The sequence below is a fragment of the Bradyrhizobium prioriisuperbiae genome (genome assembly GCF_032397745.1).
GTDB classification, from domain to species: Bacteria; Pseudomonadota; Alphaproteobacteria; order Rhizobiales; family Xanthobacteraceae; genus Bradyrhizobium_A; species Bradyrhizobium_A prioriisuperbiae.
The window spans coordinates 8,345,685-8,369,569 of record NZ_CP135921.1 but is presented as its reverse complement, the minus strand read 5'-3'; the positions used below and the strand labels follow the sequence as shown (position 1 = coordinate 8,369,569).

Below are 23,885 nucleotides of genomic sequence, written 5' to 3'. Positions count from 1 at the left end.
GATCACACACCAGAACGTGCGATATCGCCTTGGCCATTTGATCTTACTCATCTCTCCGTGCCTCGCGCTGTAGTGGGGATGATCTGACCGACAACCCATGCGCGCACTCGCGCATAGCGGGCCTCTGGCGTCTCGCTGCGTGAATACTCGTCATTCTCGTAAACGATCTCCCGCGCCATCGCCTCGGCAATTCCGAACGTTCCAGCGACGGCTTCAGCATCTTCCGGGTCCAGCTTTGCCATATCGATTCCGCGAGAGCGACCGACTGCACCAATAGCGCAAACCGATTCCCCCTCATGGATACCCCAGTGAGAGCAAGAGATAAGGTCTGGCGCCGCGAGTTCGTTAGCGACCAGGCGCTTGACCGGCAAAGCATCGAGTGCGGCCAGCGTCTCTTTCAGAAAGGACTGGCCACGCTTGCCGCGAAATGCACTCGCGACGGCTCCGCGATATCTGATAAGCTGCCATTGGTCGCAATCGTCGCTATAACCTGACCGGCTCATCTTTTGCCGTCACCTTCCAAGGGCTGCGAATTCTGAGGGCTTGAGCCTGTCGCAACGTTGGCCTTGTCTCCCCAGACCGCTATGCCGCAGATAGCGAGTCCCAGGACGAACAGAGCGGCGATGACTGAGTTGACGATATGGACGAGGCTCATGTCCGCGCCCCCGACGTCGATAGCTGAGACGGTCGCTGCTTAAACCCGTGCGACTGAATGACAGGGTTGGATTTGATCCTCTGTCCGCCCTGGATTTTCTTCCGCTTCTCGCGAGGCTTCCGGGCTGCAATCTTTCGCGGGCGTTTGACGGGCTGAGATTCGCTAGCCCGAGCGGCGCCGCCGGATTCGATCCAGAGTCGAGCGGCAATCTCGAATTGGTTCACGCCGTGCGTCTGCCAGAATAATTCCTCGCCGACATTATGCTGCGACGAGACGCCGGTCCGGTGATGGTAGGCGCAAAGCCCGACTGTCCATTTATCGTCGGGCTTTTCCTGCATCCCTGTCGGGGGCTTTCCGATCGAGATGCAGGCCATCCGGATATGGGCCGCCTCCGAGGGCCGGTTGCAGAACGTGACGCAGCATGGCTGCTGTCGGACGTAAGCAAGATGCTTGGCGTCCTCGCGCCTCGGCTCTCGCTGCCGGAGTTCGGTCAAAGAGGATATTCCCCATGCTCCGTCGGATCGGTAGTAGGCCCCGGCCCGGGGCCTGCGAAACGGTCGATGATCGCTGCGTACATCACCAGTGCCCCGGCGATGACTCCGAAGATGAAAACGGCGATGAGCTCAGGCATGGTTCGGCTCCTTCATTGCAGTCATGATTCGTCGCTCGATGTCCGCCATGAAGGCATCAGCGAGTTCGTGCGACGTCAGAGGGTCAATCTGCTGGTGGCGGCACTCGGTATAGAAGTTGTTCCAGGCGTTGCGCCGCAGATGATCCTGGGTGATGCCTGGCATGGTGCAGCCAGAGCATTCAGTCGTGACCCGCTCGGACGGAAATTGGACAATGTTGCTCATGCTCGTCTCTGCCTCCCACCATCAACATCACCGCCGCCGATCGGACGAAGCTGCCCAAGAAGAACGCGATACTTGTTTGCTTGCCGACAGGCGAACTCGACCAAGTCGCGTTCGGCGTCTGACGAGACTTGTTCAGGCGTCCGGGTTTCGGGCTTTGATTTGTCCCGACAGAACTCAGGCTCGGCACGGAAGCTGTTGCCAGTGCTGGCATTGAACAGGCCGCGATCTCGGCGAAGCCAGCGCGGAACATCGATTGCTGCCCACTTTCGAAAGGTCCGGGCTTCGATCTCGATGCACTTCCTCGGTAGCCAGACTGTCGGGCTAGTGGGATCATCATCCACAGCCACTCCAATCGATCCCGGCCGCGCGTCGCTGCGCACGACGAGCGCCATGCAGATCATCTCTGCGCCGGGGTCGCGCTGTCGGCGAGGTTTGGTGTTGGGATAGGCCATCACGTTTTCCTCGGCATTGGTGCTGGTGACGCCAGTCTCGGAAATTTGACTTGATCTGGACAGGACAAGCGGCCGTCTTGCAGTTCGGGACCGGTGAGCACACAGAGCGGGCGACCCTTCGGAAACAGCCATCGAATGAAACGCGGCGCAGTGTGAACGCGACACCGGCCCCAGTTATCGAGATGCTGACAGTTGGGGAGTGGACGGTAGCCCATCAGGCAAAGCCTCCGCCGCGCTGGAGTGCGAACCAATAGTTGAAGCCCTCAGTCGTCGCGTCGAAATAGAATAAGGCCGACATGATGGCGGCGGCCTTGCTGTTAGCGCTGCACTCAGCCATCAGCCAATTCAGGCGCGCGTCACCGCCGCACTCAAATGTGCACTCCGCAATCCTCTGCGCATGAAGCGGGAAGGCCTTGGCGATGAGTTCGAATCTGGTGGTCATCAATCCTCCAGGGCGTTCATTGCTCGGTCTTCGGCGGGCAGGGCGATGCTGTGCGTTACGCGCCAAGCCTTCGCGATGACGAAAGCCTCACGGAGGCTCATGCCGCGATGCTCGATGGCCAAATGAGCAATTGCCGTCTGGTCGACGAGTTTGCCGTTAAGTTCGGCCGCATCCAGTTCCTGAAAATATTGGATCAAGCCCTCGGAGCCGATTGCCTTCAAAAGTTGTTGCGACATCACGCGACCTCCGATCTGCCGACGACGCGGGCGAACTCAGCCGCAGGCATCGCAAGCACGAACGAAATGAACTCCTTGAGGCTGAATGGACGTCCACCAACAGCCGACCGAAATCGAACATTCAGCGGATCATCAGACCAGAATGACCGGCAGGCTGCAGCGCGACGGGTTTCTTCGGTGGCCATCACGCGCGCTCCGCAGCAACAATCGCAGCCAGTGTCTTCTCGCAGAAGGTTCGGGTCCATGCTTCTACGGCGCGCTTCGCCTCATCGGCAGAGGCCATCCCGCCGCCTTGCTCGATCGTGTCGCCGCCATAGATTCCGCCGACGGAAACATGCCAGCACCATCCGCAGTGGCGGTCGCTCTGGTTTGTGATTGCGAGTCGTAGCGTCCCCAGGTCGAGTTCGCGGCTGTCGCCAAAGCCTCGATCCTGCCACTGCGGGTTCGTCTGAGCAGCAATCCGCCCCGCAACCTCTACATCCGCCGCCAGTTCAGCTAAACGCGACATTTCTTTTCTCCGTTGGTATTCTGGCGCGAGGTCCGCGCAGCCTCGATTGCTTCCGACCGGGTCGCAAAGCCAGAAAAGGGAAAGCGTGAGTCAGTGACGACTTTGCCGTCGATCGTCGGCAGCCAACGTTTCTTCATGTCCGGCGAAAATCGGCGAGGAGTGGCCGAGCATTGGCCGCCGCCGCGCGCCGCCACTTCTGACATTGATGTGCGGCTCATTGGGTGGACTCCAGCTCGCGTGAGACGCGGCGATACAGTTGGTCGACGATGGTGGAAAGGTTGCCGCCGTGAACGATGCGGCCAATCGGAGCGTTGATCTTCGGGTCAAGAGCGCTGAATGAAACGTTCCAAGCGTAGCCGGGGCACCCGCGCGCGTTGTAAAGACGCTCGCAAGTGATCTTCAGACCCATCAGATCGATCGGTCGCGGATACTTTCCGGCCAGAAGCTCGCGCGACATCGGCGCAAGCGCTTCGCGGATAGACTTCTTGGTTGGGGCCTTGACCATCACGCGACCTGTCGGGCTGGCCGCGAAAAGCGGGGACGGAAGAAGCCGCTGAGCTTGCCTGTCTCACGATCGAGATGGCTCGCGATCTTCGAAACGTCGTGCAGCAGATTGAAATCGTCGGCCGCCAGCAGGTCGTTCAGACGGATAGGGTTTCCGTTGCAATGAACGGCAGTGATGTCCATGGCGATGTCGAGGGCAGCGCGATCGACGCCGTTCTCAAGATAAAGGTCGCGAGCGCGGCGGCTAATGGCGCGAATAATCTTTCGTTCAGTCTCGGGGCAATCAAACGAGACTTCAAGTTTTTTGGATTTGCGAACCATTTCCCGCTCTCCCATTGCATCCCCCGAAAGGTCGGGGTGATGGGAGAAACTTATAGTACGAAACCTATTTCGTCTATAGGAAAAAACCGAGATTGAGGAAAAATATTATGTTCCTGACCGTAACAGGGCAATGCTACCTATCATGGGGTAGTGGTTAGCGGCTGAAGTAATTACCGACAGTGACGTGGCAAATCTGCCATTCAGACCGCCTCAAGGTGAAATCCTTGGCGGGGTTGTATTGTCGAACGCGCCAAAGATCGTCGGTTGCACTGCGGATTTCCTTGATGGCGACATGTACGGAGCCATCATCAGCGTGAGACCGAAAAACGCATGTATCGCCGGTTTTCCAAGGAATGTGAGGGTTCACGAGGGCTGTAGACCCATGCTTGTGGACAGGGTCCATTGAGTCACCTGTGACAATTATACCGTACCCGTCCTTGACCCTGAGAAGCGGGTCCGGGCGGACAACATAGTCCACCGGCTCGGATGTCACGATTAAAGCCCCGCTACCTCCCTGCGCGATCCCAAAGACCGGCAGATCACGTTCCCCCACTAATAGCGCCGCCGACATATGGCCGGGCGCGTCTTGTTGATTGGGTATCAGTTTATGACGATTGTCCAAACCGGCAACCTGACTTTCGTGGGGGGTAGGGTTATTCTTAACGTATTCCCTTTTAGGCAATTTTGACGAAGGCCCGCGGAGTTGGTCCTCGGACAGGCCCAGTAGCTCGGCAAGGGGGATTCGTGACTTTTCGGGCAATTCTATGGGAAAGCCCCGCTTTAGAAACTGCTGCAAATAGGCATGATTCTTCCCGATTTTGAGCGAGGCCTCCGACATTGTCAGGCCCTTCTCTTCAAGTTTGTCGAGAATCAGTTGTCGAACCACGTCCATGCACCTCTTTAGGATAGTACCTATATTTTAGGGAACGAGGAATATCCCTATTTACAGAATAGGAAGCGTACTATATCGTCCTGTTTATGGACCCCACCTCGCAATTCATCTCAGAAATCGACGCGTTCCTTGAGCGCAGTGGGATGACCCCCACTGCCTTCGGCTGGGAATCTCTGAAAGACCCCAGCTTTGTTGGTGACCTGAAGAATAAAGGGCGCCAGCCGACGCTCGGAGTTGTTGGCCGTGTCCAGGACTTCATTCGAACTCGCGATGCCGCAATCTCGGAATCGGAGAGCGCCGCATGAAGCATTTCGAGCCGCATGCTCAGACGACAGCGACTCGCGACAAAATCGCCCAATCAGTCGAGAAAAGCGCTTGGCGCCGTCAAACATGCGATCGCTCGCAGGAGATGCAGTCCTCATCCGGCTTCGGCGATGAGGATTTCCAGACGCCAGCCCTTCGGCACCATCGCGGACGACTGCTTTGGGAAGAATATCCGCACCGGACTCGGGGCGGCGCATGACCCAGACCATCAACACAATTTCTGAGGTCTGGACGACATCTGCGTTGCTGGGTGCAGCCGTCATGCTGTTCACGGCTCTGGCCGGCATGATCAGTGCCGGCGGTTTCATCATCCTTATCTCTTTCATGTTCCCGGGGAGGCGCTAATGCGAGCGGCCTTGCCCAACTCATTCATGGATGTTTCCGGCCCCGCAGTTGCCTCCCCTCGGCGTTCTGCGGGCAAACTGTCGGTCGCTTCGCCGTTAAACGTGGCTGTGACCAGCGAAGCGACCGACTCTTGTTCCGCGCTGGAGGCTCTTGCGCGGATTGCGGGGGGCATCCCGCAACTGAATTTGGAATCCCAAGCGAAAGCAACCAAAGGCAAAGCCGGAACGGCTGGGGCCCAGGGTCCCGTAAGACAGACCACCGCCGGAACGGGGTTGCGAGTAGGCGTGTCAGGCGCGGGCCTGACTACAACGTCTGAGTTTATGGACGTGACGGGCGGAGAGAGTGCCGCAACCAATTCAGTTTCGCCCGACAGGTGTAGGGCTCTCTGCCGTAACGGAGAGAGTGAGCCGTCAGTGACGGCGGCTTGGCCGTCGGGCGAATCCAGTTCTTGCGGCGGCGTGGAAAGCAGACACGCGGGCGAAAGCCCCCTAGGGGATGCCAGCCTAAGAAGCGGCCCCAACAGGTCCAACGACCAAGAAGGAGCCGGGATAGCGTCCGGCCCGCGAGATTCAATCACCAATCCGCCGCTCCCGGCGGACACGGCTGCGTCGTCCCCAGAGCCTAATGCCCCAGGCTTTGACGCAGCCGTTACCCTTTCGAAGCTGGCGGACGATCTCTCGGACTTCGTTGCCGAGATCAACGCCTCGCTCCATTGCGATCCGCTGCCCAGCTTCCTGACCGAACCGTTTCTTGAATACGCAGCGGACTCGCTCGTGATTTCCAAGAACGCCAGCACGTCGCGGATGCGTGCTCCGAGCATGATCCAGTTTTCGTCCGCATCCACCAACATCGCAACCGCCTGAAATCTGAAGGAGAAGTTCATGCTGTTTTTTGCGCTCACGGCCTTGGGAGCTAAAGCCCAATCGCCTCTCAAAACCTTGGCCGATCCCATTTCCTTGGGAGGAGGCAATGACTGACGCGGCAATCATGCTGAAAGAGTTCTCTCAGCCGTGGCGTCCGGGCGAATTCGTCAAGGACGTTATCGCCCGCATCGCCCCGCATGTCGGCCTATCGCCGACCCGCGCCGGGGACATTTGGTATGGCAAGGCGCGTCGAATTGAAGCGGACGAACTCGCGCGCATCGCAGGCGCGCTCAGCAAGAAGAGAAAGGCAGCGGTCTGGAATGCAATCCACCAGATGGAAATCGAGATCGCCAGACTTAAGGCGGTCATTGATGGATCTGACGAGGACTTCGGCCAGCCAATTGCTGCTGGCGATAGCGCAAGGCTTCGTGTGGTTAGCGAAACGCGCCGCTCCGCCTCAGGAGGTTCGTAGCCATGATGGCGCCAGCCCTCACCCGCAACGAAATGAACAACGCTGACGACATCATCCGCGAAGTCGGCGTCGTGCCGATCCGTCGGCGGACGAATATCAACCCTAAGTCGTTCGGGTCGCAAAGTTCAAGCTGTGAGGGCAAGACGCCATTCGCAACCAAGGTAGCGGCGGGGAAATCCGCCCGCCGCGGGACCGTCGCATATCGCTGCAAATACTGCCGGTTCTGGCACGTCGGTGGCGCAAGCAAGATGGGGGATCGATAATGCCCGATCTCAGATCGGCGATCTTGCACCACCGCATGGCCAGGTTCGGAGAGGGCGGACCAGCCGTGCCGGACACTCCTATTCGTGGAGCGAATGCCCGAAAGACTGAGCAGGTAACAAGGTGGGCACCAAAGCCCATTCTCCCCAAACTTAAAAAGTCCGCTCCCTCTCCGATCTCGGGATCAGTCACGAATGAGGCCATGAGTCTTGCGCACGCAATTATCGATGGTCGGCAGCCGGAATCTGACGATCCGATCGAAATAGGCGCGAATTCGTCGCTCCGAATGGCCGACGTTCAGCGCGTTGTCATCAGGTACTTCCAAGCAAGCAGAAATGAGTTTTTTTCTCATCGGCGAAACTCCCCAATTGTCCGAGCGCGCCAGCTTTCGATGTTTCTTTGCCGAGAGAAGACGATGCGATCCCTCCCGGAGATTGGAAGGCGTCACGGGGGTCGTGATCACACGACCGTCCTTCATGCTTGTCGGAAAATTGCAGATTTGGAGCGGCGGGATGTCGGTCTCGTAAGACAGCAGCTTGCGGATCTGCGCGCAATTCTTTCAATGAGAAGGTAATAAGTGATGCCCGGTAAAGGTCGCGCGGCGATACTTGATGACGAAGATCTGGTTCGGTTCGCCGACCTATGGAAGCAGGGCGTCACCACCCCAGAAATCGCGGCGGCTTTTGGTGACAGGATCGTAGCTTCTACGGTTTGCAAGATTGCAAAACGGCTCGGCCTTGAATCAAGGAAGCCTATCAGTTGGACGCCAGAGCGCGAGGCTCAACTCCGCGATCTCTGGGACACAAATAGCTGTCGCGATATCGCGGCAATTATGGGCGGAACATCGAAGTCCAGGGTCCGCGACAAGGCGAGGACGATGGGGCTTCGCGTCCGCCACCCCGCTGGGTGGACTGATAAGAAAGTCGAGATCCTCAAGGAATTATGGCTCGGGCCGCTAAGCTGCGAGCAGATCGGGGAGCAACTCGGCTTTGGCAAAAACAAGGTCATCGGGAAAGCTCGGCGCCTTGGCTTGCCTGATCGGACTGATGAATCTCTTTTTGATCCTATCGTTGTTGCTGCGCGCAAACAGCAGTCAGCAGAGCGCCAGAAAGAAACGCGCGCATTATGGACGCAAGAGCAGCGCGATGCGGCAACAGCTAAGATTCGAGACTGGTCCGCCAGCCGGGCAAAGCCGCAAGCGCTCCCGAAGACAATCAAACTGATGCCGGGACAGAGCAAAACGTCTGCTGTTTACCGCAACAAGCTCGGTCGCGCTCCCGAAATGACCAAAAGTCAGGCTCGCGATTTTCTCGCTCAAGCGATGCAAAGAACCGCTGCAATGCAAGCCGAGGGCGCCCAATGACAACGAAGCCAAGTCGCGTCGAATCCCTCAACCTCACCATCTACGATGTGGCCGACTCCAACTGCAAATGGATCGACGGCGAAGCTCGTGATGCCCGCTACTGCGGACATCAAGTCGTAAAGGGTCGTAGTTGGTGTCCATATCACCTTGAGAAGTGCTGGCCTCCGGTTTCTGATCGACGGGCGCAACACGGGCGATGGTCACGGCCTGTTTGCGAGGCTGCGGAATGACGGGCCTATTTGACCTCATCCAGCAGGACAAGGCGGCACGCGACTTTGGCATGACCGCAGTTGCGAACCATGCGGACGAGAATAGTCCGCGCTGGACTGATCGCGCGTTTGATTGGATTTGCAAATATGCCGAGAGCCATTCGACTTTTATAAGCGAGGAGTGCACCGCTGCGGCCCATGCGGCGGGTCTCCCTGAGGCCCATGACGCGCGTGCGTGGGGCCATCCATTCCGCAAGGCGGCCAAAAAGCTGGTCATCAAACGCATTGGCTTCGGGATCAGCAACCGACGCCACCAATCCAGCACGCCGCTTTGGAATTCGCTGCACCCGAATTTTTGGAGGAAGTCATGAATCTATCCGATCTTGGCGAACTCGCTACCGCCTTGGAAGAAATCAAGAAGCTGAGCAAGCGCCTGGAGGATTTCGCCGACTCTGAGGAAGAGATCGGACGTCTCAATGACACGCTTAGGGCGACGGAGGGCGAGTTGACCGAGATGACGACGGATCGGGACAGGCTCAGCGTCGAGCTGTCCGAGGCGGAGAGCCGGGTCAGCGAACTCGAAGACAAATATAAAGGCGACCCGGTCGACGCTATCGCCACATTCCTCGATGAATGCGAGCGGGTTGGCGTGCAGCGCTATGTCGTGCCGCAGACTGATCGCCCCAGTCGGGCGATCATCGCTCTCTATGATGCCATCGGGAGGATCGCATGAAGTTCTCACTCCCCGCCGGCGAATTCCTGTCCGTGCTTCGGATGGTCCAGGCCCGCACCAAGAACAACGCTAACTTTCCGATACTCAACCACATCCGGGTTGACGCGGATGGCGATGCTGTGACCGTGCTTGGCCACGACATGGACTCGTGCAGCGAGGCCAAGATTGCGGCTGATGTCCTGCAGTCGGGCGCATACGCGCTGCCAGCCGAGCCGCTTGTTCGCTTGGTCACCGGAATGCCGTCGGGCGCCTCGGTCGCGGTCGAAGTCGACGGGCTTTTCGCTGCCGTCAAATGCGGACGCTCGCGCTACAAGCTGCCCGTTCTTCTGGTGGACATATTTCCTCAGCGGCTTGAGCCGCGAGACGGAAAGACCTTCAAGATTACGAAGGCTGACATTGAACAACTCTTCGTTCGCCCTGCAGCGATGCTGGACCCCAAGGACACCAGGCCGGTTTATTCCGGCGTGTATGTCCACGACGACGAGGGCGCGCTTTGTTCGGGCGGATATTCTACGGCCAATTTGGTCCGATTTTCCACCGACGTCCCCGCAGATGGATTTTCGGGCGTCATCGTTCCAAGAGCAGCCGTCGATGAAATAGGCAAGATCGGGGCCGGGGAACTCACTTTGGCGAGCAACGTTCTGCGGATTTCGTCCGGCTCTCGTTCGTATTGCTCGAAACTCATCGACGGGAAGTACCCTGAGCAATACCGAAGCGTGATCCCAGAAATCGGCGGCAGTTTCTTCGATGTCGACAGCGAAGAATTTTCAGAATGCCTGTCGCGCCTCGCTGTCATCTCCGACTTTGCCGACGAAAGACTGATGGACGTCGTAGTGGGCGAAGATGAAATCTCGGCCTCGATTGTCGGCGCGGGGGATGGCACCGAGACAATCGAATGCGACGTTTCTGGTGCCGCCGGAAAATCGTTCTGCATGCCTGTTCGCCAGCTTCTTGGTGCATGCCAGATGATGCGGGGAGAAAAGTTGCGCTTCTATCTGCGCCGCACGATGGACCCGGTTCGTATTGTCGATCCGGGGGAATCATCGGCGATCAACGTCCAGACGGTTTGCATCTCGAAGAACCGAAGGGCCGAGGCGGCATGAATTACGACGACTTCATCGCCCGCAAATCGATCGAAGCGGCGCCCGTCGGGCTGTCGGTCATCTCCGAATTGCCCGGCGCTCTCCGCCCATTCCAGCGCGATATCGTGACATGGGGCCTCAAGCGAGGCCGCGCCGCGGTGTTCGCTGGCACGGGTTTGGGAAAGACGTTCCAGCAACTTTCGTGGGCCGACGCTGTTCGTCGTGATGCACGGAGGCCCGTTCTTGCCCTAGCACCGTTGGCTGTGGCCCACCAGACGGTGCAGGAGGCCCAGAAATTCAACATCGAATCCGTCGAGTATGCCGCCCATCAGGACGATGCGCGATCAAAAATCGTCGTGACAAACTACGATCGCATCGACAATTTCGATCCGTCCAAATTCTCCGGGATCGTGCTGGATGAGTCCAGCATCATCAAGGCCCACGATAGCAAGACCCGGGCCAAGCTCATCGAGTTCACCAAAGACATTCCGTTCCGACTGCCGTGCACCGCAACGCCGGCGCCGAACGATTACGTCGAACTCGGCAACCACGCCGAATTCCTCGGGGTATGCAGCGCCAAGGAAATGCTGGCTACGTGGTTCGTCCATGACGGGTCGTTGAAGGCAACGAACGTCAAGAACCACGGCAGCAAGCCGGTCGACGAATGGCGACTCAAGGGGCATGCTGAGCAAGAGTTCTGGGCATGGCTGTCGACGTGGTCGGTCATGCTGCGACATCCGCGCGAGTTGGGATATGACGAGCCGGGCTATGACCTGCCGGCGCTCAATAAGGAATTCATCACGGTCCCGTCGGATCTGCCGGTCGCACATACGCTCTCCGAGCGGCTCCGTGCCCGTCGTGACAGCACCGTGGACCGGGTCCGCGCCGCCGCTGCATTGGTCAACTCCATGCCGGATCGTCCATGGCTGGTTTGGTGCAACTCCAATGCCGAGTCGGAGATGCTCACCGAGGCCATCCATGATGCCATCGAGGTCCGAGGCAGTCACTCACCTGAACTGAAAACCCAGCGCCTTATGGGATTCGTCAACGGGTCTGTTCGGGTCCTTGTAAGCAAGCCATCGATCGCCGGCTGGGGTATGAACTTCCAGCGCTGCGCGGACATGGTCTTTGTCGGCCTCAATGACAGCTTTGAACAGCTTTTCCAGGCCATCCGGCGGTGTTGGCGGTTCGGTCAAGCGCTCCCCGTGAACGCGTGGTTCATCGCATCGACCGCTGAGGGCGCCGTCGTCGATAACCTCGCAGCCAAGGAAGCTGCGGCCGAGCATATGGCGGAGCAGATGTCCAAGCATACCCGGGATCTGACGACCCGGACCCTCCGTGGAGCTCGTGCGCCTGTCCCGCACCAGACGTCCATCATCATCCCGTCTTGGCTCAAAGGGGCAGCATGACCAGCATTATCAATCAGGCATCAGGCGAGAACTGGCATCTGTGGAACGGCGATTGCGTTGCCGTGACCAAGTCGTTGCCGGATGAGTCCGTGCACTATACGATCTATAGTCCGCCCTTTATCAGCCTATACACGTTCTCCGATGATCCGCGGGACATGAGCAATTGCCGAACAGATGGCGAGTTCTGGCAGCACTACAAGTTTCTGATCGCGGAAATCTATCGCGTCACAAAGCCGGGGCGACTCACATCCATCCATTGCATGAACCTGCCGACGTCGAAGCTGCGCGACGGGTTCATTGGCCTGCGCGACTTCCGCGGCGACATTATCAAGGCCCATCAGGAAGTCGGCTTCCATTTCCACTCGGAAGTCGTCATCCGGAAAGACCCGGTGTCGGCCATGCAGCGCACCAAGGCCATCGGCCTGCTGCACAAGCAGATCAAGAAGGACTCCGCCATCTCTCGGATGGCTGTGCCCGATTACATCGTCACGATGCGCAAACATGGCGTTAACCCGGAGCCCGTGTCCGGTGAGTTCGACGCCTATTATGGTGACGAGACGACGCCGGATGGTCCGCTCGAAAGTCGGACGTGGGACGAGCAACAGCAGAAGATGGTTCCGTGCATCGTCCACCCTGGCGAGCCGGGCTACAGCGTCGCCGTGTGGCAGCGCTACGCCGAACCGGTGTGGATGGACATTGCGCAGAGCGACGTTCTGTCCCGCAAGGAAGCTCGGGAAGAGCAGGACGAAGCACACATCGCCCCGCTTCAGCTGACGCCAATTCGCCGTTGTCTCGAGTTGTGGAGCAATCCAGGCGATACCGTGTTCTCGCCGTTCGCTGGCATCGGGTCAGAGCCTTACGTCTCGCTGCAGATGGGGCGACGTGCCATTGGGGCTGAACTGAAGCCGTCGTATTGGCGTCAGGCCGCCCAGAACTGTGAGCGGGCCGCGGCAGGCGAAACTATTCCGCAGGCGCCGTCGAAGCCGGTCCCCAAAAAGGTGTCCATCATTGCCACGCAAGATAGGCCGGACCCGTTCAATTCGGGCGATCTGTTTTCTCTGATCCAAGCCGCAGAATAGACGCAAACCCCTTTTGCAGGAACCGAACCATGAAACTTCGTGAACTCGCCACCAGCAAGCGCGACATGCTGATGATCGACCCGCGCATTATCTTGGTCGAAGACGGTTACAACATCCGAGACCTGACCACGGCTGACGCGAAAGCGAAGCTGCACGATTTGGCCCGGTCTATCGCCGACAACGGTTTCAGCATCGAACAGCCCATCACCGTCCGGATGAAGGACGAGAAGGTGTTTGTAGTCGCCGGGCATCGCCGCCGCGCCGCTACCATAATCGCAATCGAGCAACTGGGGGCCGAGATTGATGCCATCCCGTGCATAGCGGAGGCCAAGGGCACATCCGAAGCTGACCGTTGTGCGGACCTCGTCGTGTCGAATTCGGGCGAGCCGCTGACGTCACTGGAGATGGGAGGTGTCATCAAGCGGCTGATCGGCTTCGGCTGGGACATCGGCAAGATCGCCAAACGCTTCGGCTGGTCCTCCACACAAACCGTTGACGGCTACCTGACGCTTCTCTCAGCGCCCCAGGCAGTGCAGCAGATGGTCAGAAACGACGAGGTCTCGTCCTCCACTGCCATCAGCGTGGTCAAGAAGCACGGCGACGCGGCCGAACAGACTCTCGTCGAGGCCAAGGCCAGGGCTGCCGCAGCAGGCAAAACCAAGGTCACCAACGCTCACGTCAGGGCCACGACTGGCGAATTCCAGCCCACTGCGGGCAACGTCAAGGTGCTGATCGCCGCGCTTCAAAAGATCGCCGAAGATTCGCACGAAGATTTTGCAGGAACCATCGCAACGGAAGCGCTGGAATCCGTCGGCATCCTCAAAGGACGCAAGGTCGCGGCTTGAGCCGTTTCAAGTCCGGGAAGAAACGCAGGGCGCGCAAGCGCAACAAGGCCAACACAGCCCGTAGAGCACGGGCAGCGCAGAGAGCGGGAAATGAGCCGAACAACTCTTCCAAATCGACGATCACACGAGACCGTTCGGTTTGAGCATTGGGGACAACGCTATATCGTCGGCCTCGGCCGCGCGCACGGCAGCGCTCCGATTCAGGAGGTGTTCATCAACTGCGCCAAGTCGGGGACGCAGGCGGAAACGCTCGCCCGGGACTCGGCGGTACTGTTGAGCCTGGCGCTGCAGCACGGCGTCCCCATCGAAACCATCAGCCACGCCATCACGCGCAACTCGGACGGGACGCCATCTGGCCCCATTGGTGCGCTTGTAGACCTCATGGGAGAGCCCGCATGAACGCCAACGCAACGAACACACCAGAGCATGGGGACAGCGCTGAGCAAGTTGCCACCAGCACAGCGTCGCGGACCGCGCCGGATGCCGTCAATAATCCCGCCCACTATGGCGGTGTTGGGAATCCGTTCGAGGTGATCAAGGTCATGGAGGCTTGGCTGACGCGCGAAGAATTCATCGGCGCGATGAAATTCAACGTCCACAAATACAACGCGCGTGCTCTGAAAAAGAACGGGGCGGAAGATTATGCCAAGGCCGCTTGGTATGCGGCCTATCTCGCAGATTTCGTGAAAAGGGTTCCGCAATGACAAATTTGACCGGCGCAGACGCGCGCCACGCAGCCGCAGTGCATGAAGATCGAACATTCCGGAGCGTACTGGATCATGGCTTTGTCCGCCTCGTGGACAGCATGGGCAGCGACCTCTCCGTCTCGCGTGCAGCTCGTGTTTCCTACGACGCCGCGTGGCGCGCGGGAGAAGACAATGGCTCGGACGCTAAGCTAATCAACTTCCTGTGGAAAAACCACCACACCACGCCGTTTGAGGCGGTGACATTCACCTTTGAAGTCAAGGCGCCAATTTTTGTTTTCCGACAGTGGCACCGACATCGTACATGGTCGTTCAATGAACTTTCGGCGCGGTATCGGGAACTGCCAGAAGAGTTCTACGTACCGGCACCAGAATTGATCGGCGTCCAGTCTAAGGACAACAAGCAAGGCCGCGACGTCGGGGGGCTCAACCCGCTGGTGCACGAGTGCGTTGAAACACTCCGCGCCTCCGCGGTTGCCAGCTTTGCTGCATACCGCAAGTTGCTAGCAGGTGGCGTTCCTCGTGAGTTGGCGCGATCCGTGCTGCCCGTGGCCACGTATAGCCACATGTTTGCAACGGTAGACCTGTTGAACTTGTTGAAGTTTCTGACGCTCCGCTGCGATAGCCACGCTCAATATGAAATCCGTGTCTATGCCGACGCGATGCGCGATTTGGCGCGCGCGATCGTCCCTGTGTGTATTTCGGCCTGGGAGGCCAAAGCGAGCTAATTCCCGTTTCACGTTTTGCAAACGACGCGTTTTAGGACCAAACATGACCAACACGACCTATTTGGCATCCACCCGTATCGGCACACAGGCAGGCGCCGGTCCCGGCTCGCGCCGTATCAGCGTCACGCTGCGCTGTGAGACGTTTGCTGCGCTTCAAGCCGCTGCCGACGCAGCCCATCGCGGTCTATCCGGTGAGGCTGCGGAGGCCATTGAGCGGGATCTGGCGCGGGCTGAGGTTTTGCGCGCGGGGAGGGCGGAATGAAGCCAGAGCGCGCACATTTCCCATCCTCCGTAGCCGAATTCTTGATGGGTTTGGTCGAGACCGAGACCTGGCGGCCGATCTCTTGGGCTCCAAACTACAGCGTTAGTTCATGGGGCAACATCCAAGGGCCTCGCGCGCTGCTGCAGCCGGCGGAGGAGGCTGATTACCCGCACGTATCTATTGTTGTGGGGGAAGAAACCAAAACGGCGCGGGTCCACAGGTTAGTTGCGAACGCATTTCTAGGACCTCCGCCGTTTGCTGGGGCCATGGTGGCCCACAATGACGGCAACACCTCGAATTGTCGGGTCGACAATCTGCGATGGGCTAGTGGACTGGAAAACCAGAAGGACCGAGCGCGGCACGGTACGAGGATATGCGGCAGCGCTGTGATCGGGGCCAAGCTGGTGGAATCCGACATTCCCAAAATCCGCAGTCGAATAGCGTCCGGCGAACGGTACCCGTCAATCGCACGAGATTTCGGAGTGTCCGTCTCCACCATCAGCTTGGTCAAGAAAAACAGAACTTGGCGTTCAGTGCCAAGCGACGCGAGGGAGCCAGCAGAATGACCTCAGAGATGGGACACAACAGCCAAGCCGTCACATCGACCAGCTTTGCAAAAGACCAATTGAAGTCCGTTATCGAACGGATAGAGCGGTTGGAATCGGAGAAAAAGACCATCAGCGATGATATCCGCGATGTCTACGCCGAGGCCAAGGGCAACGGTTTCGATGTCAAGGCGCTGCGAACGATCGTTCGCTTGCGCAAGCAGGACGCCAACGAGCGCCAGGAGCAGGAAACCATCCTGGAAACTTACATGCAGAGTTTGGGAATGATCTAATGTCAAACATTTTCGGTTTTGCGCTGCTTCAGGAGCAGGTCACCGAGCATGTTTCCGCTGAGATCGCATACGAATGCGCGTCAATGGAACGTATCGACAATTACGGCACAACGCCGATCGAGCGCCTTTTTGGTGCGGCCGTCGTGCTTCACACAAGGCATGTACGAGATAGCTGGTTCAAGCAGGTCATGTTCGTGACCGCAGTGCAGGCCGAAGCGGTAAAGCGCCGCCGTGACGCGAAGGAATGGATATTTATTCAGAAGCAGGCCCAGCTACCAGGCTGGCGCGTCGATTACATTTTTAATGTGTACGGCGGTCGTATTCGAGAACCCAATAGCGGCATTCCAGGCTGGCGCAAGCTGATCGTGGAATGCGATGGACACGACTTTCACGAGCGAACCAAAGAGCAGGCATCGAAAGACCGCGGGAGGGATCGCGAGGCTCAAACGAGCGGTTTTGAAATATTTCGATTTACCGGGTCTGAGCTTTGGAGAGATCCGATGGGTTGCGCCAAACAGGTCATGGACTGGGCTGAAAAAGGCATTTGATGGCTCGCATTCGAACCATAAAACCTGAGCTACCGCAGTCGGAGACGATTGGGGGTTTGTCGCGTGACGCGCGTCTGCTTTTCATTCAGCTTTTCACGATTGCGGATGATGCTGGGAGGGCTCGCGCAGCCTCGCGATTGCTCGCGAGCCTTCTCTACCCATATGACCACGATGCAGCGGCCCTTATCGATGGGTGGCTTGGTGAGCTTGAAGGCAAGAGGTGCATTAGGCGATACGAAGTGGATGGGTCTCAGTACCTAGAAATCGTTAAGTGGCTGGAACATCAGAAGATTGACAGACCATCAGCTTCGCGGTTGCCGGAATATCGCGAAAGATCGGAGCCCTCTCGCGAGGATTCGCGAGGAATCGATGCTGATCTTGGACCTTCTACCTTTACCTTGGACCTACTACCACATACCGCGGCCGCCGCTGATGCGCCGCCGGGTGTGCATGATTTCTTCGAAGACTTCTGGAAGGAATATCCAGCCCGAGACGGCGACAACCCCAAACTCCCAGCCAAGATCAAATTCGACGCGTTGGTCAAATCGGGCGTCGATCCGGATTTGATGATTGCTGGTGCCAAGCGGTACGCGGCCAATGCGACCGAAAAACAGCAGGTTGGCACCCAGTACATCGCTCACGCGCTGAAGTGGCTCAGTGAGCAGCGTTGGGCCGATATCGCGGCTGTCGCGTTCGTCGCGGCAGAGCGGGCTACAAACCCACAGGCCAAGGATTGGGAAGGTGCGGTAAGGCGATGGATGGCCGACGAGTCGCAGTGGCCGCGATGGGCCGGCAATGATCCGCGCTCAACGTCGTGCCGTTGCCCTCCGGAGATCTTGATTGCCGCTGGCATCGATCCCGGCTCGGGCGAACGGATATCGAAGCTGGTCAAGATCGTCTCCACAACCGACGAGATGACGGCCTTGGTTGAGTATCGACAATCCAACCGCATGCGCGAGCCCAAGGTCTACACCCTCACGATCGATGGGTGCGAGCAAACGGTCTGCTGGGCAGAAACGCAGTGGCCGCCTGGCTACAACGGGTTCGGCGAGAAGCTTCAGACATCATCGGCAGAGGAAAATGCAGCGTGATCGCTCAGGAAAAAGATCGGCTTGAATGCCTCAAACTCGCGGTGACGCTGTTCATTCCAAAGCAAGTCGCCCCAGAGAAACTTGCCGCTCAGGTCGTGCTTGCGGCTGAGATGTTTCACTCGTTCGTATCAGGAACGCAGGTGGTAGGTCAGGAGCGCGACGAGACATGAGCATACTTGCCTTGAAGTGGTCGAAGCGCTTGCGATCTGCTGGCGCGGTTCTTGGCCGCGTAGGTTTGGCTGATAGGGCTAGGGTGATCATGGCCGACGTCGTCACTGCCAAAGAAGCGCTCACCGCCGCAGGTAGGCTCAAAGCCATAGCTCAAGCTGCAAAATATGACACGTACTGGTCCGAGAAGGTTGACGACGGGTTTCATCGCGAGATGCTGGAACTGGAGCGGCTTTCAGCGAAGATGATTGCAGATGCTGAGCTGTGTCCGAAAGCTGGAGATGCGGCATGAACGTCGAGCGGCAATTGCGCGAACGGATTTCGGAGTTGGAAGAGGCGCTGCGTCAGGCCAACGAGACTGTTCGACCGTCGACGCTGATGCCGGCTGAATGGCGCTTGCCGCGCTCGCTAGCCCGACTCGCGGTTGCCTTTTCGAGGGCTCCAGGCGGGTTTCTGACGCAGGCACAGGTTGTTGATATCGTCTGCTTGCCCAGCACGATATCAGACAATCCATCTGGATATGCAGGCGTGCGAATTTGCCATCTCCGCAAGGCGGTCAGCAAGTACGAGATTGAAATCCTGACACGCTGGGGTGAGGGCTACGAAATGCCGGCAGCGTCACGCGATGTGGCGTTATGACCTCAGCTACCGAAACCCAATGGCCCATGTTCGCTCACTACGAAGAACTATCACGGGCTGAAGTTGAGAGATTGGTGAAGCAGCATCCACTCATTGCTGAGTTTGTGGGGTGGGATAGGCGGCTGATGGCAGAGAAGGCGAGGAAGTGATGGGATATGCATGGTCTAGTCGTGATCGTCTAGCGCCAATGCGAATGGTGCAGTTTGACGAGCACGAGCCGAAATATGAAATTGTGAAATACCATCGACGTGGTCTGCGGGCGCGGTCGCGAATGGAGTTTTTGCCACATCTGCGCGTTGCGGCAACGCGTTGGCTTTCGCAATCATCGCCTGGGCGGCTTGGTGAGTGGCCAAGCTTTCGTTATGGGCGCCGCAAGGCGAGGGACGGGCGATGACCGAGGTTTCGAAATCGAGGCGTGGGTTTTTGGGGCTGATGGCGACTATACCATTGGCTGGTCCTGCACTTGCGAAAGCGGCCATCGCATCGACTGACCTGAGGGTAGCCTATGCCGCCAAGCTTAGCGTCGATAGTCTGTCGGCAATCACAGCAGACATTGGCGACATGGTCGTTCGCAAGCCCGGCTTCTATTTTTCCAAACCTGGCGTTGATGCTCTATCGGCTGGCTGGCATGAATGTATTGTATACGATGGCGAATTCACACAGCCTATCAAGTTCAAAATAGGATCTTCGTTCGAAGAGTTGTGTGCTCGCATCTCCGCCGAGGAAATCTCAAACAGGCTTGCCGGCGCTTACATCAACGAAGATGGGGATGCTGTATGAGCGAAGTAGAGCAATTACGAGATCGTATATCAGAGCTTGAGAAAGACCTGCGTAGAACCAGAGAGGCCCTTATCCCAAGGGCAAACCGTAAGGGGAATAGGACTGATTTGGAGGTCTCAATAATTGGTAATCGATGCCACTTGCAAATGAAGTCAGTCGAGCATGGGCTCTGGGAAGGGACCGTCGACTTCGATGACATTGATGGGCTCTGGGGCTTCCTGCGAGATTTCTTGGACTGGTTCAACGGGACCGGCCACATCGTCTCCGACATTGTGGTCAAACTCGAAAAATTTAAACAAGACAAAAGCAAGGTCTGTAGCGGCTATAATCCCACGCGCGACGGGGGTTGGGTGTGCATGGAATTGTCACAGAGCGGCGCTCGATAGCGAGAGGGTGACGGCCGATGCCAACTGAACGCGAATGCCCGCCCCCGCCGAGGGACTTCGTTATCCTCGGATGGGCGATAACGGATGAGTTTCGTCTGGCTCCCAGCTTCTTTGGACTGCGACTTGAGCAGAGGTGGGTCAAGTTTGACGGCATAAGCGAGTGGCGACGGTGCACTGAGCCCGTTCGTCTTGAGGTGATCAAGAACACATTCGGCATGGAAATTCCTCCAGTCCGCGCGATAGCGAGAAGGTGACGGCATGAGCGAGCACGGATTCGATATTACGGATTTCGGTGACCGCTGGCCAGAGTTCTGTTGGCGACACGGGCTGTGGTTCGACCGTCGCGACGGGAAAATGTTCAGGTGGACGGACGGTAAGGGGCTGCTTGTTGTCACTCAGAACAATCCGGAGTCGGGAGAATACGGCCCCGGCCGCGACCTGCGCGTCGACGAAATTGGTTTTGCGTCGTACATCGGCATCTATGGTCCTGAGGTATCTGTCAGGGCCGTAGCGGAGTCCGTGAACGACTTGGCGATCTACGTCAAAGGCGAGTCCGTCGGTCAGAGCAATTTCATCCGTTGTAGTCCAAGTCAGCAATTCACATGACCCCAATCCGCAACCCAGCCGACGGATCAACAGATGAGGTCCCAAAACCTCAGCTACCAGCTATTGAGAATCCGGGGCGGGTGATTGCAGGGATGGATGAAAAGGGCGCGCGACTGAACTGGTCTCGCGAGTGGATCAAATGGAACGCGGGCGGACGTGTCGGGCCTGAGCCGGGCAAGAGGGACATCTAACGGAGGCCTGACTATGAAAAACAAAAACGGCGGACGAGCGGTGATCAAAGGGAAGTCGATTGTCATCACTTTTCATATGTCAGCATTGCAGTCCGCGCTGGATGGATGGTGGTTCATGGGCAAGGTAGACACCCGATACAAAATCACCGACATGACGGAGTTCTCCAAGGATTTCGTGAATGCGCTAAACGCCGAGGATGAGCGGGGTACAACGATGATCCACGAGATGGCCGACCAAGCCTTTCTCAATTGCATCGAAGGCGGAGCGTTCGGCATCGAAGAGCACGAGGACCAGGAAATATGACCGATGAGCAGATTGCTGAACTCCTCAATAAGCTCGCGGCCGAGAATCCATTCACTCGGCGACTTCAAGGCCTGCGCGACCTGCTGACTGACGAGGCGTATGAGATGCTTCGCGTTCTCGTCGAAGAAACGTTGCCATAGGAAAATCACCAATGCTGCGGCACATGAAAACAACACAGGAGAGGCGCAGGTGGTTCGCCGATGTCGGCGAGGCAAAGCTTCGACGCTCGCGCGGACCTCGAACGCTTCCCAGTCTCTGGGACGATTTGTGGCGTAGCACGCAGCGTTCGTGGAAAGAGCAGCGCCAGACGCGCTGGCGTCGATCGGCGCAGATGTGATTGGGGAAACTGAAGCAATGAGCGCGATAAACTGGTTGGATGTGAAGGTCGGGCAGGTTGTGGACTATTTGAAGCGCTCCACGCCAGACGCTCCCGGCAGTGGACAGATTGTTCTGGCGGAGACTGCGAAGTGGTATTGTGCAGTCGTTCGGCCTAATGCCCACCGAGCCGCTGAACTTGATTTGGCGCAGATGGGATTCCGATCGTTCTATCCGAAGTCCCGCAGGTGGATTTCACATGCTCGCGTCAAGCGGGCCAAGGAGAGGCCGATCCTGGGTCGGTATCTATTCGTTGAGGTCGATCATCCTCGCCAATCGTTCAACTCGGTAAGCTCGTTGTTCGATATCGAAAGTATGGTATCGAATCTTGGAAATCCCACACCCTTCCCCTCCCACTGGGTCGAGAAAATGCTTTGCCGCTATATCGCTGGCGAATGGGACGAGGTCACGCACGGCAAACTTCCCGTTGGCGCCCGCATCAAGATTATTGAAGGCGAATTCGCAGAACAATACGCCACGGTGACTAGCTCGAAAGGCCATCGTGTTGACCTGAAACTCCTCGGCAGCAACCAGTACACCAAGATGAACCAATGCAGTGTGAGGGCTGCGTGACGGGAGATGCGGTCGATGACGAACTAAAGCGCCGCATCGATCTTGAGCGTGCAGACGCCGCGCGTCGAGCTGTGAATGAGGCTGTGCGGCGTATCGAGGCCCTTGATGGCAACGATCTGTACCGCAAGGCATGGAAGGTCGCTATCCGCGCGGTGCGGGCATCTTTGGAGTAGACGCCAGGGTGACCGAACAAAAATGTGCGCTCTATAGGCACTTCGATAAAGCGGGAACGCTACTATATGTCGGTATATCTAATACATTCTTAAGTCGGACGCTCTCTCACCGCGCCAACTCCCATTGGTTCGAGAAGATCGTGAGAATTGAGGTTACTTGGTTCGCCTCGCGCGAGGCGGCTTTTTGGGCTGAGGACGTTGCCATCCGGCAAGAGAATCCGAAGTTCAATCGCGCTCGCGGTGGGGCCAAAGGTCCAAAATCAAGAAATCCTCAGGTTGAAGCAAAAAGACAAGAGTTGCTGGCTGAGGGTCGGCGGCTCGGGATCAAGCTGAGAGGGAATTCGTGTTTGGATGTGCTCCAGTACGAACTGGATATGGGAAAGAAATTGAGGAATTTAACCCGTGGTTAATCGACGAACGGAACAAAATCGATATCTATGCTCACATGCCGGTGAGCCGCATTTCACCCGCAGGGCGGCTTGTGTCAGCCCATGGTCTTGGCAAAACTGATTATCGCAGGGTCGCCAAGTCCGGTAAGGCCCTCGGCTCATAACCGAGTTACCGCGGGTTCGAATCCCGCCCCTGCAACCAAAACAACGAGGTAACCCATGAAGCGCATGTTCTGGTCCCTCATCATCAAGACTGGCAACGCTCTGCTTCGGTCTGCCGGAGCACACTGATGGGTGAGGTCGTGGCCTTTCCGACGGTTCGGGCTAAGGCTGAGGATGGCGGCAAGGCTCGCATTTGCCGCTTTCGCTGCCCACCCATCTCAACGGAACCAGTCGAAGGCGACTCCCTCCTGATGCTGCAGGCAGATCCGGAAGACCGTGTCGCTCCTCCGTGTGACTGTGGCTGAGGGCTCCATGAAGGTCGGAGACGTTGTTCGTTTGAAGTCTGGCGGTGCCGCAATGACTATCGTTGTTGCTGGCGAAAAGGTGGTTGAGTGCTGCTGGTTTGATATCGAAAACCATCTACACCGCGAAACCTTTAAGGTCGCCAATCTCGTGTTGGCCTGAAGCGTTTGCCTAAGCCACTAGAGCGCCGCATCCGCAATCGGGAGAGTGATGCCACCCGACGCCATGCCAAGCCTTGGAGGGCTTGGTACTCCACCAAGCGATGGCGTGATCGTAGGGCACGGCAACTTCAGGCTGAGCCGTTGTGCCAACGCTGTACTGTCAAGGGGTTGGTAGTCGAGGCCACCGTTGCCCATCATGTCGTTGCCCACAAAGGTGATGCTGTGTTGTTCTGGGAGGGTGCATTGGCTTCGTCCTGCAAGGACTGTCACGACACCATAGAGCAGGGCATCGAGGCCCGAGGCTTTGAGGTTGGTTGTGACATCAATGGTCGGCCGACTGCTTCGGATCATCCATGGAACGTCACGCGGTCAGGTCCCACCGGGGGGGTAGGAAAAAGTCTCAGTTTCTTTCCTTAAAAGACCGGTGGCCAAGGTGCCTACGCAATGGGACCAAAAATCAGAGGTGACCCATCGCAATCAAAGACCAGCCAGCTGCGATGCCGGCTTACGATAATTGAAATCACTCAGTAATTTTTGCTGTTTGATTTTTTGGAAATCAAACACCGATGCCACGAGGCGGTAAGCGTGAGGGAGCGGGCCGCAAGCCCAAGCCGCAAGCGGCACCTGTTCAGCCGCAAAGGTCACAGCAGGTTCC

General features: G+C 57.8%; 42 protein-coding genes and 1 tRNA gene. 29 read left to right on the top strand and 14 right to left on the bottom strand.

The genetic code is table 11. From position 1 onward, the window contains the following. Positions 1-47 precede the first annotated feature (47 nt). The 13 genes from RS897_RS38860 to RS897_RS38800 all read right to left on the bottom strand — a co-directional run bounded on the left by RS897_RS38860 (position 48) and on the right by RS897_RS38800 (position 5,499). Positions 48-503, bottom strand: a complete 456-nt coding sequence (locus RS897_RS38860; protein ID WP_315833953.1) for a hypothetical protein — start codon at positions 501-503, stop codon at positions 48-50. A 642-nt stretch (positions 504-1,145) separates the two neighbouring features. Then, complete coding sequence (locus RS897_RS38855; RefSeq protein ID WP_315833952.1) at positions 1,146-1,286, bottom strand: hypothetical protein; 141 nt, start codon at positions 1,284-1,286, stop codon at positions 1,146-1,148. Continuing rightward, a complete protein-coding gene (locus tag RS897_RS38850) occupies positions 1,279-1,509 on the bottom strand; it encodes a hypothetical protein (protein WP_315833951.1) in 231 nt (76 codons plus the stop codon). Before RS897_RS38850 ends, RS897_RS38855 begins: the two co-directional genes overlap by 8 nt. Beyond that, the gene (locus tag RS897_RS38845) at positions 1,506-1,961 is read right to left on the bottom strand and encodes a hypothetical protein (protein ID WP_315833950.1); all 456 of its coding nucleotides are present in this window, start codon (positions 1,959-1,961) and stop codon (positions 1,506-1,508) included. Before RS897_RS38845 ends, RS897_RS38850 begins: the two co-directional genes overlap by 4 nt. Before the next feature lie 214 nt (positions 1,962-2,175). Beyond that, entirely contained in the window at positions 2,176-2,403 is a 228-nt protein-coding gene (locus RS897_RS38840; protein ID WP_315833949.1) for a hypothetical protein, read from the bottom strand. Continuing rightward, positions 2,403-2,639 (bottom strand): hypothetical protein, encoded by a 237-nt coding sequence (locus RS897_RS38835; RefSeq protein WP_315833948.1) that lies wholly within the window; start codon positions 2,637-2,639, stop codon positions 2,403-2,405. The genes RS897_RS38840 and RS897_RS38835 overlap by 1 nt, the downstream gene beginning before the upstream one ends. Further along, complete coding sequence (locus tag RS897_RS38830; RefSeq protein WP_315833947.1) at positions 2,639-2,824, bottom strand: hypothetical protein; 186 nt, start codon at positions 2,822-2,824, stop codon at positions 2,639-2,641. Before RS897_RS38830 ends, RS897_RS38835 begins: the two co-directional genes overlap by 1 nt. Next, a complete protein-coding gene (locus RS897_RS38825) occupies positions 2,824-3,147 on the bottom strand; it encodes a hypothetical protein (RefSeq protein WP_315833946.1) in 324 nt (107 codons plus the stop codon). The genes RS897_RS38830 and RS897_RS38825 overlap by 1 nt, the downstream gene beginning before the upstream one ends. Then, on the bottom strand, positions 3,135-3,365 hold the full coding sequence (locus RS897_RS38820) for a hypothetical protein (RefSeq protein ID WP_315833945.1): 231 nt from the start codon (positions 3,363-3,365) through the stop codon (positions 3,135-3,137). Before RS897_RS38820 ends, RS897_RS38825 begins: the two co-directional genes overlap by 13 nt. Further along, positions 3,362-3,655: a hypothetical protein gene (locus RS897_RS38815; RefSeq protein WP_315833944.1), complete on the bottom strand. Its 294-nt coding sequence runs from the start codon at positions 3,653-3,655 to the stop codon at positions 3,362-3,364. The genes RS897_RS38820 and RS897_RS38815 overlap by 4 nt, the downstream gene beginning before the upstream one ends. Beyond that, positions 3,652-3,972, bottom strand: a complete 321-nt coding sequence (locus RS897_RS38810) for a DUF6874 family protein (RefSeq protein WP_315833943.1) — start codon at positions 3,970-3,972, stop codon at positions 3,652-3,654. The genes RS897_RS38815 and RS897_RS38810 overlap by 4 nt, the downstream gene beginning before the upstream one ends. Positions 3,973-4,126: 154 nt before the next feature. Beyond that, the gene (locus RS897_RS38805) at positions 4,127-4,864 is read right to left on the bottom strand and encodes a S24 family peptidase (RefSeq protein WP_315833942.1); all 738 of its coding nucleotides are present in this window, start codon (positions 4,862-4,864) and stop codon (positions 4,127-4,129) included. A gap of 110 nt (positions 4,865-4,974) precedes the next feature. After that, complete coding sequence (locus RS897_RS38800; RefSeq protein WP_315833941.1) at positions 4,975-5,499, bottom strand: hypothetical protein; 525 nt, start codon at positions 5,497-5,499, stop codon at positions 4,975-4,977. 1,003 nt (positions 5,500-6,502) lie between these two features. On the opposite strand from RS897_RS38800, the gene RS897_RS38795 reads away from it, so the two are divergent. From RS897_RS38795 to RS897_RS38660, 29 genes are all read left to right on the top strand, one after another. Then, a complete protein-coding gene (locus RS897_RS38795; protein ID WP_315833940.1) occupies positions 6,503-6,868 on the top strand; it encodes a hypothetical protein in 366 nt (121 codons plus the stop codon). A gap of 2 nt (positions 6,869-6,870) precedes the next feature. After that, positions 6,871-7,131: a hypothetical protein gene (locus tag RS897_RS38790; protein ID WP_315833939.1), complete on the top strand. Its 261-nt coding sequence runs from the start codon at positions 6,871-6,873 to the stop codon at positions 7,129-7,131. Continuing rightward, the gene (locus RS897_RS42420; RefSeq protein ID WP_407654384.1) at positions 7,131-7,703 is read left to right on the top strand and encodes a helix-turn-helix domain-containing protein; all 573 of its coding nucleotides are present in this window, start codon (positions 7,131-7,133) and stop codon (positions 7,701-7,703) included. The genes RS897_RS38790 and RS897_RS42420 overlap by 1 nt, the downstream gene beginning before the upstream one ends. A 6-nt stretch (positions 7,704-7,709) precedes the next feature. Beyond that, the gene (locus RS897_RS38780; protein WP_315833937.1) at positions 7,710-8,492 is read left to right on the top strand and encodes a GcrA family cell cycle regulator; all 783 of its coding nucleotides are present in this window, start codon (positions 7,710-7,712) and stop codon (positions 8,490-8,492) included. Positions 8,493-8,718: 226 nt separating this feature from the next. Continuing rightward, a complete protein-coding gene (locus RS897_RS38775; RefSeq protein ID WP_315833936.1) occupies positions 8,719-9,072 on the top strand; it encodes a hypothetical protein in 354 nt (117 codons plus the stop codon). After that, the gene (locus RS897_RS38770) at positions 9,069-9,434 is read left to right on the top strand and encodes a hypothetical protein (RefSeq protein ID WP_315833935.1); all 366 of its coding nucleotides are present in this window, start codon (positions 9,069-9,071) and stop codon (positions 9,432-9,434) included. The genes RS897_RS38775 and RS897_RS38770 overlap by 4 nt, the downstream gene beginning before the upstream one ends. Further along, positions 9,431-10,537 carry a DNA polymerase III subunit beta gene (locus RS897_RS38765; protein ID WP_315833934.1) on the top strand — a complete coding sequence of 369 codons (1,107 nt, stop codon included), beginning with the start codon at positions 9,431-9,433 and terminating at the stop codon, positions 10,535-10,537. Before RS897_RS38770 ends, RS897_RS38765 begins: the two co-directional genes overlap by 4 nt. Further along, the gene (locus RS897_RS38760; RefSeq protein WP_315833933.1) at positions 10,534-11,925 is read left to right on the top strand and encodes a helicase-related protein; all 1,392 of its coding nucleotides are present in this window, start codon (positions 10,534-10,536) and stop codon (positions 11,923-11,925) included. The genes RS897_RS38765 and RS897_RS38760 overlap by 4 nt, the downstream gene beginning before the upstream one ends. Beyond that, the gene (locus RS897_RS38755) at positions 11,922-13,004 is read left to right on the top strand and encodes a DNA-methyltransferase (RefSeq protein ID WP_315833932.1); all 1,083 of its coding nucleotides are present in this window, start codon (positions 11,922-11,924) and stop codon (positions 13,002-13,004) included. The genes RS897_RS38760 and RS897_RS38755 overlap by 4 nt, the downstream gene beginning before the upstream one ends. Positions 13,005-13,033: 29 nt before the next feature. After that, on the top strand, positions 13,034-13,849 hold the full coding sequence (locus tag RS897_RS38750) for a ParB/RepB/Spo0J family partition protein (protein ID WP_315833931.1): 816 nt from the start codon (positions 13,034-13,036) through the stop codon (positions 13,847-13,849). 90 nt (positions 13,850-13,939) lie between these two features. Beyond that, on the top strand, positions 13,940-14,248 hold the full coding sequence (locus RS897_RS38745) for a TSCPD domain-containing protein (RefSeq protein ID WP_315833930.1): 309 nt from the start codon (positions 13,940-13,942) through the stop codon (positions 14,246-14,248). Then, complete coding sequence (locus RS897_RS38740) at positions 14,245-14,553, top strand: DUF3310 domain-containing protein (protein ID WP_315833929.1); 309 nt, start codon at positions 14,245-14,247, stop codon at positions 14,551-14,553. The genes RS897_RS38745 and RS897_RS38740 overlap by 4 nt, the downstream gene beginning before the upstream one ends. After that, positions 14,550-15,281, top strand: a complete 732-nt coding sequence (gene thyX / locus RS897_RS38735; protein WP_315833928.1) for an FAD-dependent thymidylate synthase — start codon at positions 14,550-14,552, stop codon at positions 15,279-15,281. Before RS897_RS38740 ends, thyX begins: the two co-directional genes overlap by 4 nt. A 43-nt stretch (positions 15,282-15,324) precedes the next feature. Then, the gene (locus RS897_RS38730; RefSeq protein ID WP_315833927.1) at positions 15,325-15,543 is read left to right on the top strand and encodes a hypothetical protein; all 219 of its coding nucleotides are present in this window, start codon (positions 15,325-15,327) and stop codon (positions 15,541-15,543) included. Beyond that, complete coding sequence (locus tag RS897_RS42415) at positions 15,540-16,109, top strand: HNH endonuclease (protein WP_407654383.1); 570 nt, start codon at positions 15,540-15,542, stop codon at positions 16,107-16,109. Before RS897_RS38730 ends, RS897_RS42415 begins: the two co-directional genes overlap by 4 nt. Positions 16,110-16,117: 8 nt before the next feature. Then, a complete protein-coding gene (locus tag RS897_RS38725) occupies positions 16,118-16,381 on the top strand; it encodes a DUF2312 domain-containing protein (RefSeq protein WP_315838885.1) in 264 nt (87 codons plus the stop codon). Next, on the top strand, positions 16,381-16,929 hold the full coding sequence (locus RS897_RS38720) for a DUF559 domain-containing protein (protein WP_315833926.1): 549 nt from the start codon (positions 16,381-16,383) through the stop codon (positions 16,927-16,929). The genes RS897_RS38725 and RS897_RS38720 overlap by 1 nt, the downstream gene beginning before the upstream one ends. Before the next feature lie 239 nt (positions 16,930-17,168). Then, positions 17,169-18,020: a hypothetical protein gene (locus RS897_RS38715; RefSeq protein ID WP_315833925.1), complete on the top strand. Its 852-nt coding sequence runs from the start codon at positions 17,169-17,171 to the stop codon at positions 18,018-18,020. Beyond that, positions 18,017-18,190, top strand: coding sequence for a hypothetical protein (locus RS897_RS38710; RefSeq protein ID WP_315833924.1), 174 nt, complete (start codon positions 18,017-18,019; stop codon positions 18,188-18,190). The genes RS897_RS38715 and RS897_RS38710 overlap by 4 nt, the downstream gene beginning before the upstream one ends. Continuing rightward, positions 18,187-18,480, top strand: coding sequence for a hypothetical protein (locus RS897_RS38705; RefSeq protein ID WP_315833923.1), 294 nt, complete (start codon positions 18,187-18,189; stop codon positions 18,478-18,480). Before RS897_RS38710 ends, RS897_RS38705 begins: the two co-directional genes overlap by 4 nt. Continuing rightward, positions 18,477-18,827 (top strand): hypothetical protein, encoded by a 351-nt coding sequence (locus tag RS897_RS38700; RefSeq protein ID WP_315833922.1) that lies wholly within the window; start codon positions 18,477-18,479, stop codon positions 18,825-18,827. Before RS897_RS38705 ends, RS897_RS38700 begins: the two co-directional genes overlap by 4 nt. Before the next feature lie 390 nt (positions 18,828-19,217). Next, the gene (locus tag RS897_RS38695) at positions 19,218-19,607 is read left to right on the top strand and encodes a hypothetical protein (protein ID WP_315833921.1); all 390 of its coding nucleotides are present in this window, start codon (positions 19,218-19,220) and stop codon (positions 19,605-19,607) included. Positions 19,608-20,251: 644 nt separating this feature from the next. Continuing rightward, complete coding sequence (locus RS897_RS38690; protein ID WP_315833920.1) at positions 20,252-20,599, top strand: hypothetical protein; 348 nt, start codon at positions 20,252-20,254, stop codon at positions 20,597-20,599. Positions 20,600-20,803: 204 nt separating this feature from the next. Further along, on the top strand, positions 20,804-21,094 hold the full coding sequence (locus tag RS897_RS38685; protein WP_315833919.1) for a hypothetical protein: 291 nt from the start codon (positions 20,804-20,806) through the stop codon (positions 21,092-21,094). Then, positions 21,091-21,234, top strand: coding sequence for a hypothetical protein (locus RS897_RS38680; RefSeq protein ID WP_315833918.1), 144 nt, complete (start codon positions 21,091-21,093; stop codon positions 21,232-21,234). The genes RS897_RS38685 and RS897_RS38680 overlap by 4 nt, the downstream gene beginning before the upstream one ends. A gap of 148 nt (positions 21,235-21,382) precedes the next feature. Then, positions 21,383-22,042: a transcription termination/antitermination protein NusG gene (gene nusG / locus RS897_RS38675; protein ID WP_315833917.1), complete on the top strand. Its 660-nt coding sequence runs from the start codon at positions 21,383-21,385 to the stop codon at positions 22,040-22,042. A 130-nt stretch (positions 22,043-22,172) separates the two neighbouring features. After that, positions 22,173-22,625 (top strand): GIY-YIG nuclease family protein, encoded by a 453-nt coding sequence (locus RS897_RS38670; protein WP_315833916.1) that lies wholly within the window; start codon positions 22,173-22,175, stop codon positions 22,623-22,625. 104 nt (positions 22,626-22,729) lie between these two features. Continuing rightward, positions 22,730-22,806, top strand: a tRNA-Ile gene (locus RS897_RS38665). A gap of 272 nt (positions 22,807-23,078) precedes the next feature. Beyond that, positions 23,079-23,231: a DUF2158 domain-containing protein gene (locus RS897_RS38660; protein WP_315833915.1), complete on the top strand. Its 153-nt coding sequence runs from the start codon at positions 23,079-23,081 to the stop codon at positions 23,229-23,231. Positions 23,232-23,707: 476 nt separating this feature from the next. Here the strand turns inward: RS897_RS38660 and RS897_RS38655 are convergent, their stop codons facing one another. Beyond that, entirely contained in the window at positions 23,708-23,875 is a 168-nt protein-coding gene (locus tag RS897_RS38655; RefSeq protein ID WP_315833914.1) for a hypothetical protein, read from the bottom strand. Between the last annotated feature and the right edge of the window lie 10 nt (positions 23,876-23,885).

Excerpts from the sequence above, each read along its gene's own strand:
- RS897_RS38860 (WP_315833953.1), bottom strand. The coding sequence starts at position 503 with ATGAGCCGGTCAGGTTATAGCGACGATTGCGACCAATGGCAGCTTATC.
- RS897_RS38855 (WP_315833952.1), bottom strand. The coding sequence starts at position 1,286 with ATGCCTGAGCTCATCGCCGTTTTCATCTTCGGAGTCATCGCCGGGGCA.
- RS897_RS38850 (WP_315833951.1), bottom strand. The coding sequence starts at position 1,509 with ATGAGCAACATTGTCCAATTTCCGTCCGAGCGGGTCACGACTGAATGC.
- RS897_RS38845 (WP_315833950.1), bottom strand. The coding sequence starts at position 1,961 with ATGGCCTATCCCAACACCAAACCTCGCCGACAGCGCGACCCCGGCGCA.
- RS897_RS38840 (WP_315833949.1), bottom strand. The coding sequence starts at position 2,403 with ATGACCACCAGATTCGAACTCATCGCCAAGGCCTTCCCGCTTCATGCG.
- RS897_RS38835 (WP_315833948.1), bottom strand. The coding sequence starts at position 2,639 with ATGTCGCAACAACTTTTGAAGGCAATCGGCTCCGAGGGCTTGATCCAA.
- RS897_RS38830 (WP_315833947.1), bottom strand. The coding sequence starts at position 2,824 with ATGGCCACCGAAGAAACCCGTCGCGCTGCAGCCTGCCGGTCATTCTGG.
- RS897_RS38825 (WP_315833946.1), bottom strand. The coding sequence starts at position 3,147 with ATGTCGCGTTTAGCTGAACTGGCGGCGGATGTAGAGGTTGCGGGGCGG.
- RS897_RS38820 (WP_315833945.1), bottom strand. The coding sequence starts at position 3,365 with ATGAGCCGCACATCAATGTCAGAAGTGGCGGCGCGCGGCGGCGGCCAA.
- RS897_RS38810 (WP_315833943.1), bottom strand. The coding sequence starts at position 3,972 with ATGGTTCGCAAATCCAAAAAACTTGAAGTCTCGTTTGATTGCCCCGAG.
- RS897_RS38805 (WP_315833942.1), bottom strand. The coding sequence starts at position 4,864 with ATGGACGTGGTTCGACAACTGATTCTCGACAAACTTGAAGAGAAGGGC.
- RS897_RS38800 (WP_315833941.1), bottom strand. The coding sequence starts at position 5,499 with ATGATGAAACCGCCGGCACTGATCATGCCGGCCAGAGCCGTGAACAGC.
- RS897_RS38795 (WP_315833940.1), top strand. The coding sequence starts at position 6,503 with ATGACTGACGCGGCAATCATGCTGAAAGAGTTCTCTCAGCCGTGGCGT.
- RS897_RS38790 (WP_315833939.1), top strand. The coding sequence starts at position 6,871 with ATGATGGCGCCAGCCCTCACCCGCAACGAAATGAACAACGCTGACGAC.
- RS897_RS42420 (WP_407654384.1), top strand. The coding sequence starts at position 7,131 with ATGCCCGATCTCAGATCGGCGATCTTGCACCACCGCATGGCCAGGTTC.
- RS897_RS38780 (WP_315833937.1), top strand. The coding sequence starts at position 7,710 with ATGCCCGGTAAAGGTCGCGCGGCGATACTTGATGACGAAGATCTGGTT.
- RS897_RS38775 (WP_315833936.1), top strand. The coding sequence starts at position 8,719 with ATGACGGGCCTATTTGACCTCATCCAGCAGGACAAGGCGGCACGCGAC.
- RS897_RS38770 (WP_315833935.1), top strand. The coding sequence starts at position 9,069 with ATGAATCTATCCGATCTTGGCGAACTCGCTACCGCCTTGGAAGAAATC.
- RS897_RS38765 (WP_315833934.1), top strand. The coding sequence starts at position 9,431 with ATGAAGTTCTCACTCCCCGCCGGCGAATTCCTGTCCGTGCTTCGGATG.
- RS897_RS38760 (WP_315833933.1), top strand. The coding sequence starts at position 10,534 with ATGAATTACGACGACTTCATCGCCCGCAAATCGATCGAAGCGGCGCCC.
- RS897_RS38755 (WP_315833932.1), top strand. The coding sequence starts at position 11,922 with ATGACCAGCATTATCAATCAGGCATCAGGCGAGAACTGGCATCTGTGG.
- RS897_RS38750 (WP_315833931.1), top strand. The coding sequence starts at position 13,034 with ATGAAACTTCGTGAACTCGCCACCAGCAAGCGCGACATGCTGATGATC.
- RS897_RS38745 (WP_315833930.1), top strand. The coding sequence starts at position 13,940 with ATGAGCCGAACAACTCTTCCAAATCGACGATCACACGAGACCGTTCGG.
- RS897_RS38740 (WP_315833929.1), top strand. The coding sequence starts at position 14,245 with ATGAACGCCAACGCAACGAACACACCAGAGCATGGGGACAGCGCTGAG.
- thyX (WP_315833928.1), top strand. The coding sequence starts at position 14,550 with ATGACAAATTTGACCGGCGCAGACGCGCGCCACGCAGCCGCAGTGCAT.
- RS897_RS38730 (WP_315833927.1), top strand. The coding sequence starts at position 15,325 with ATGACCAACACGACCTATTTGGCATCCACCCGTATCGGCACACAGGCA.
- RS897_RS42415 (WP_407654383.1), top strand. The coding sequence starts at position 15,540 with ATGAAGCCAGAGCGCGCACATTTCCCATCCTCCGTAGCCGAATTCTTG.
- RS897_RS38725 (WP_315838885.1), top strand. The coding sequence starts at position 16,118 with ATGGGACACAACAGCCAAGCCGTCACATCGACCAGCTTTGCAAAAGAC.
- RS897_RS38720 (WP_315833926.1), top strand. The coding sequence starts at position 16,381 with ATGTCAAACATTTTCGGTTTTGCGCTGCTTCAGGAGCAGGTCACCGAG.
- RS897_RS38705 (WP_315833923.1), top strand. The coding sequence starts at position 18,187 with ATGAGCATACTTGCCTTGAAGTGGTCGAAGCGCTTGCGATCTGCTGGC.
- RS897_RS38700 (WP_315833922.1), top strand. The coding sequence starts at position 18,477 with ATGAACGTCGAGCGGCAATTGCGCGAACGGATTTCGGAGTTGGAAGAG.
- RS897_RS38695 (WP_315833921.1), top strand. The coding sequence starts at position 19,218 with ATGACCGAGGTTTCGAAATCGAGGCGTGGGTTTTTGGGGCTGATGGCG.
- RS897_RS38690 (WP_315833920.1), top strand. The coding sequence starts at position 20,252 with ATGAGCGAGCACGGATTCGATATTACGGATTTCGGTGACCGCTGGCCA.
- RS897_RS38685 (WP_315833919.1), top strand. The coding sequence starts at position 20,804 with ATGAAAAACAAAAACGGCGGACGAGCGGTGATCAAAGGGAAGTCGATT.
- RS897_RS38680 (WP_315833918.1), top strand. The coding sequence starts at position 21,091 with ATGACCGATGAGCAGATTGCTGAACTCCTCAATAAGCTCGCGGCCGAG.
- RS897_RS38670 (WP_315833916.1), top strand. The coding sequence starts at position 22,173 with ATGGAAGGTCGCTATCCGCGCGGTGCGGGCATCTTTGGAGTAGACGCC.
- RS897_RS38660 (WP_315833915.1), top strand. The coding sequence starts at position 23,079 with ATGAAGGTCGGAGACGTTGTTCGTTTGAAGTCTGGCGGTGCCGCAATG.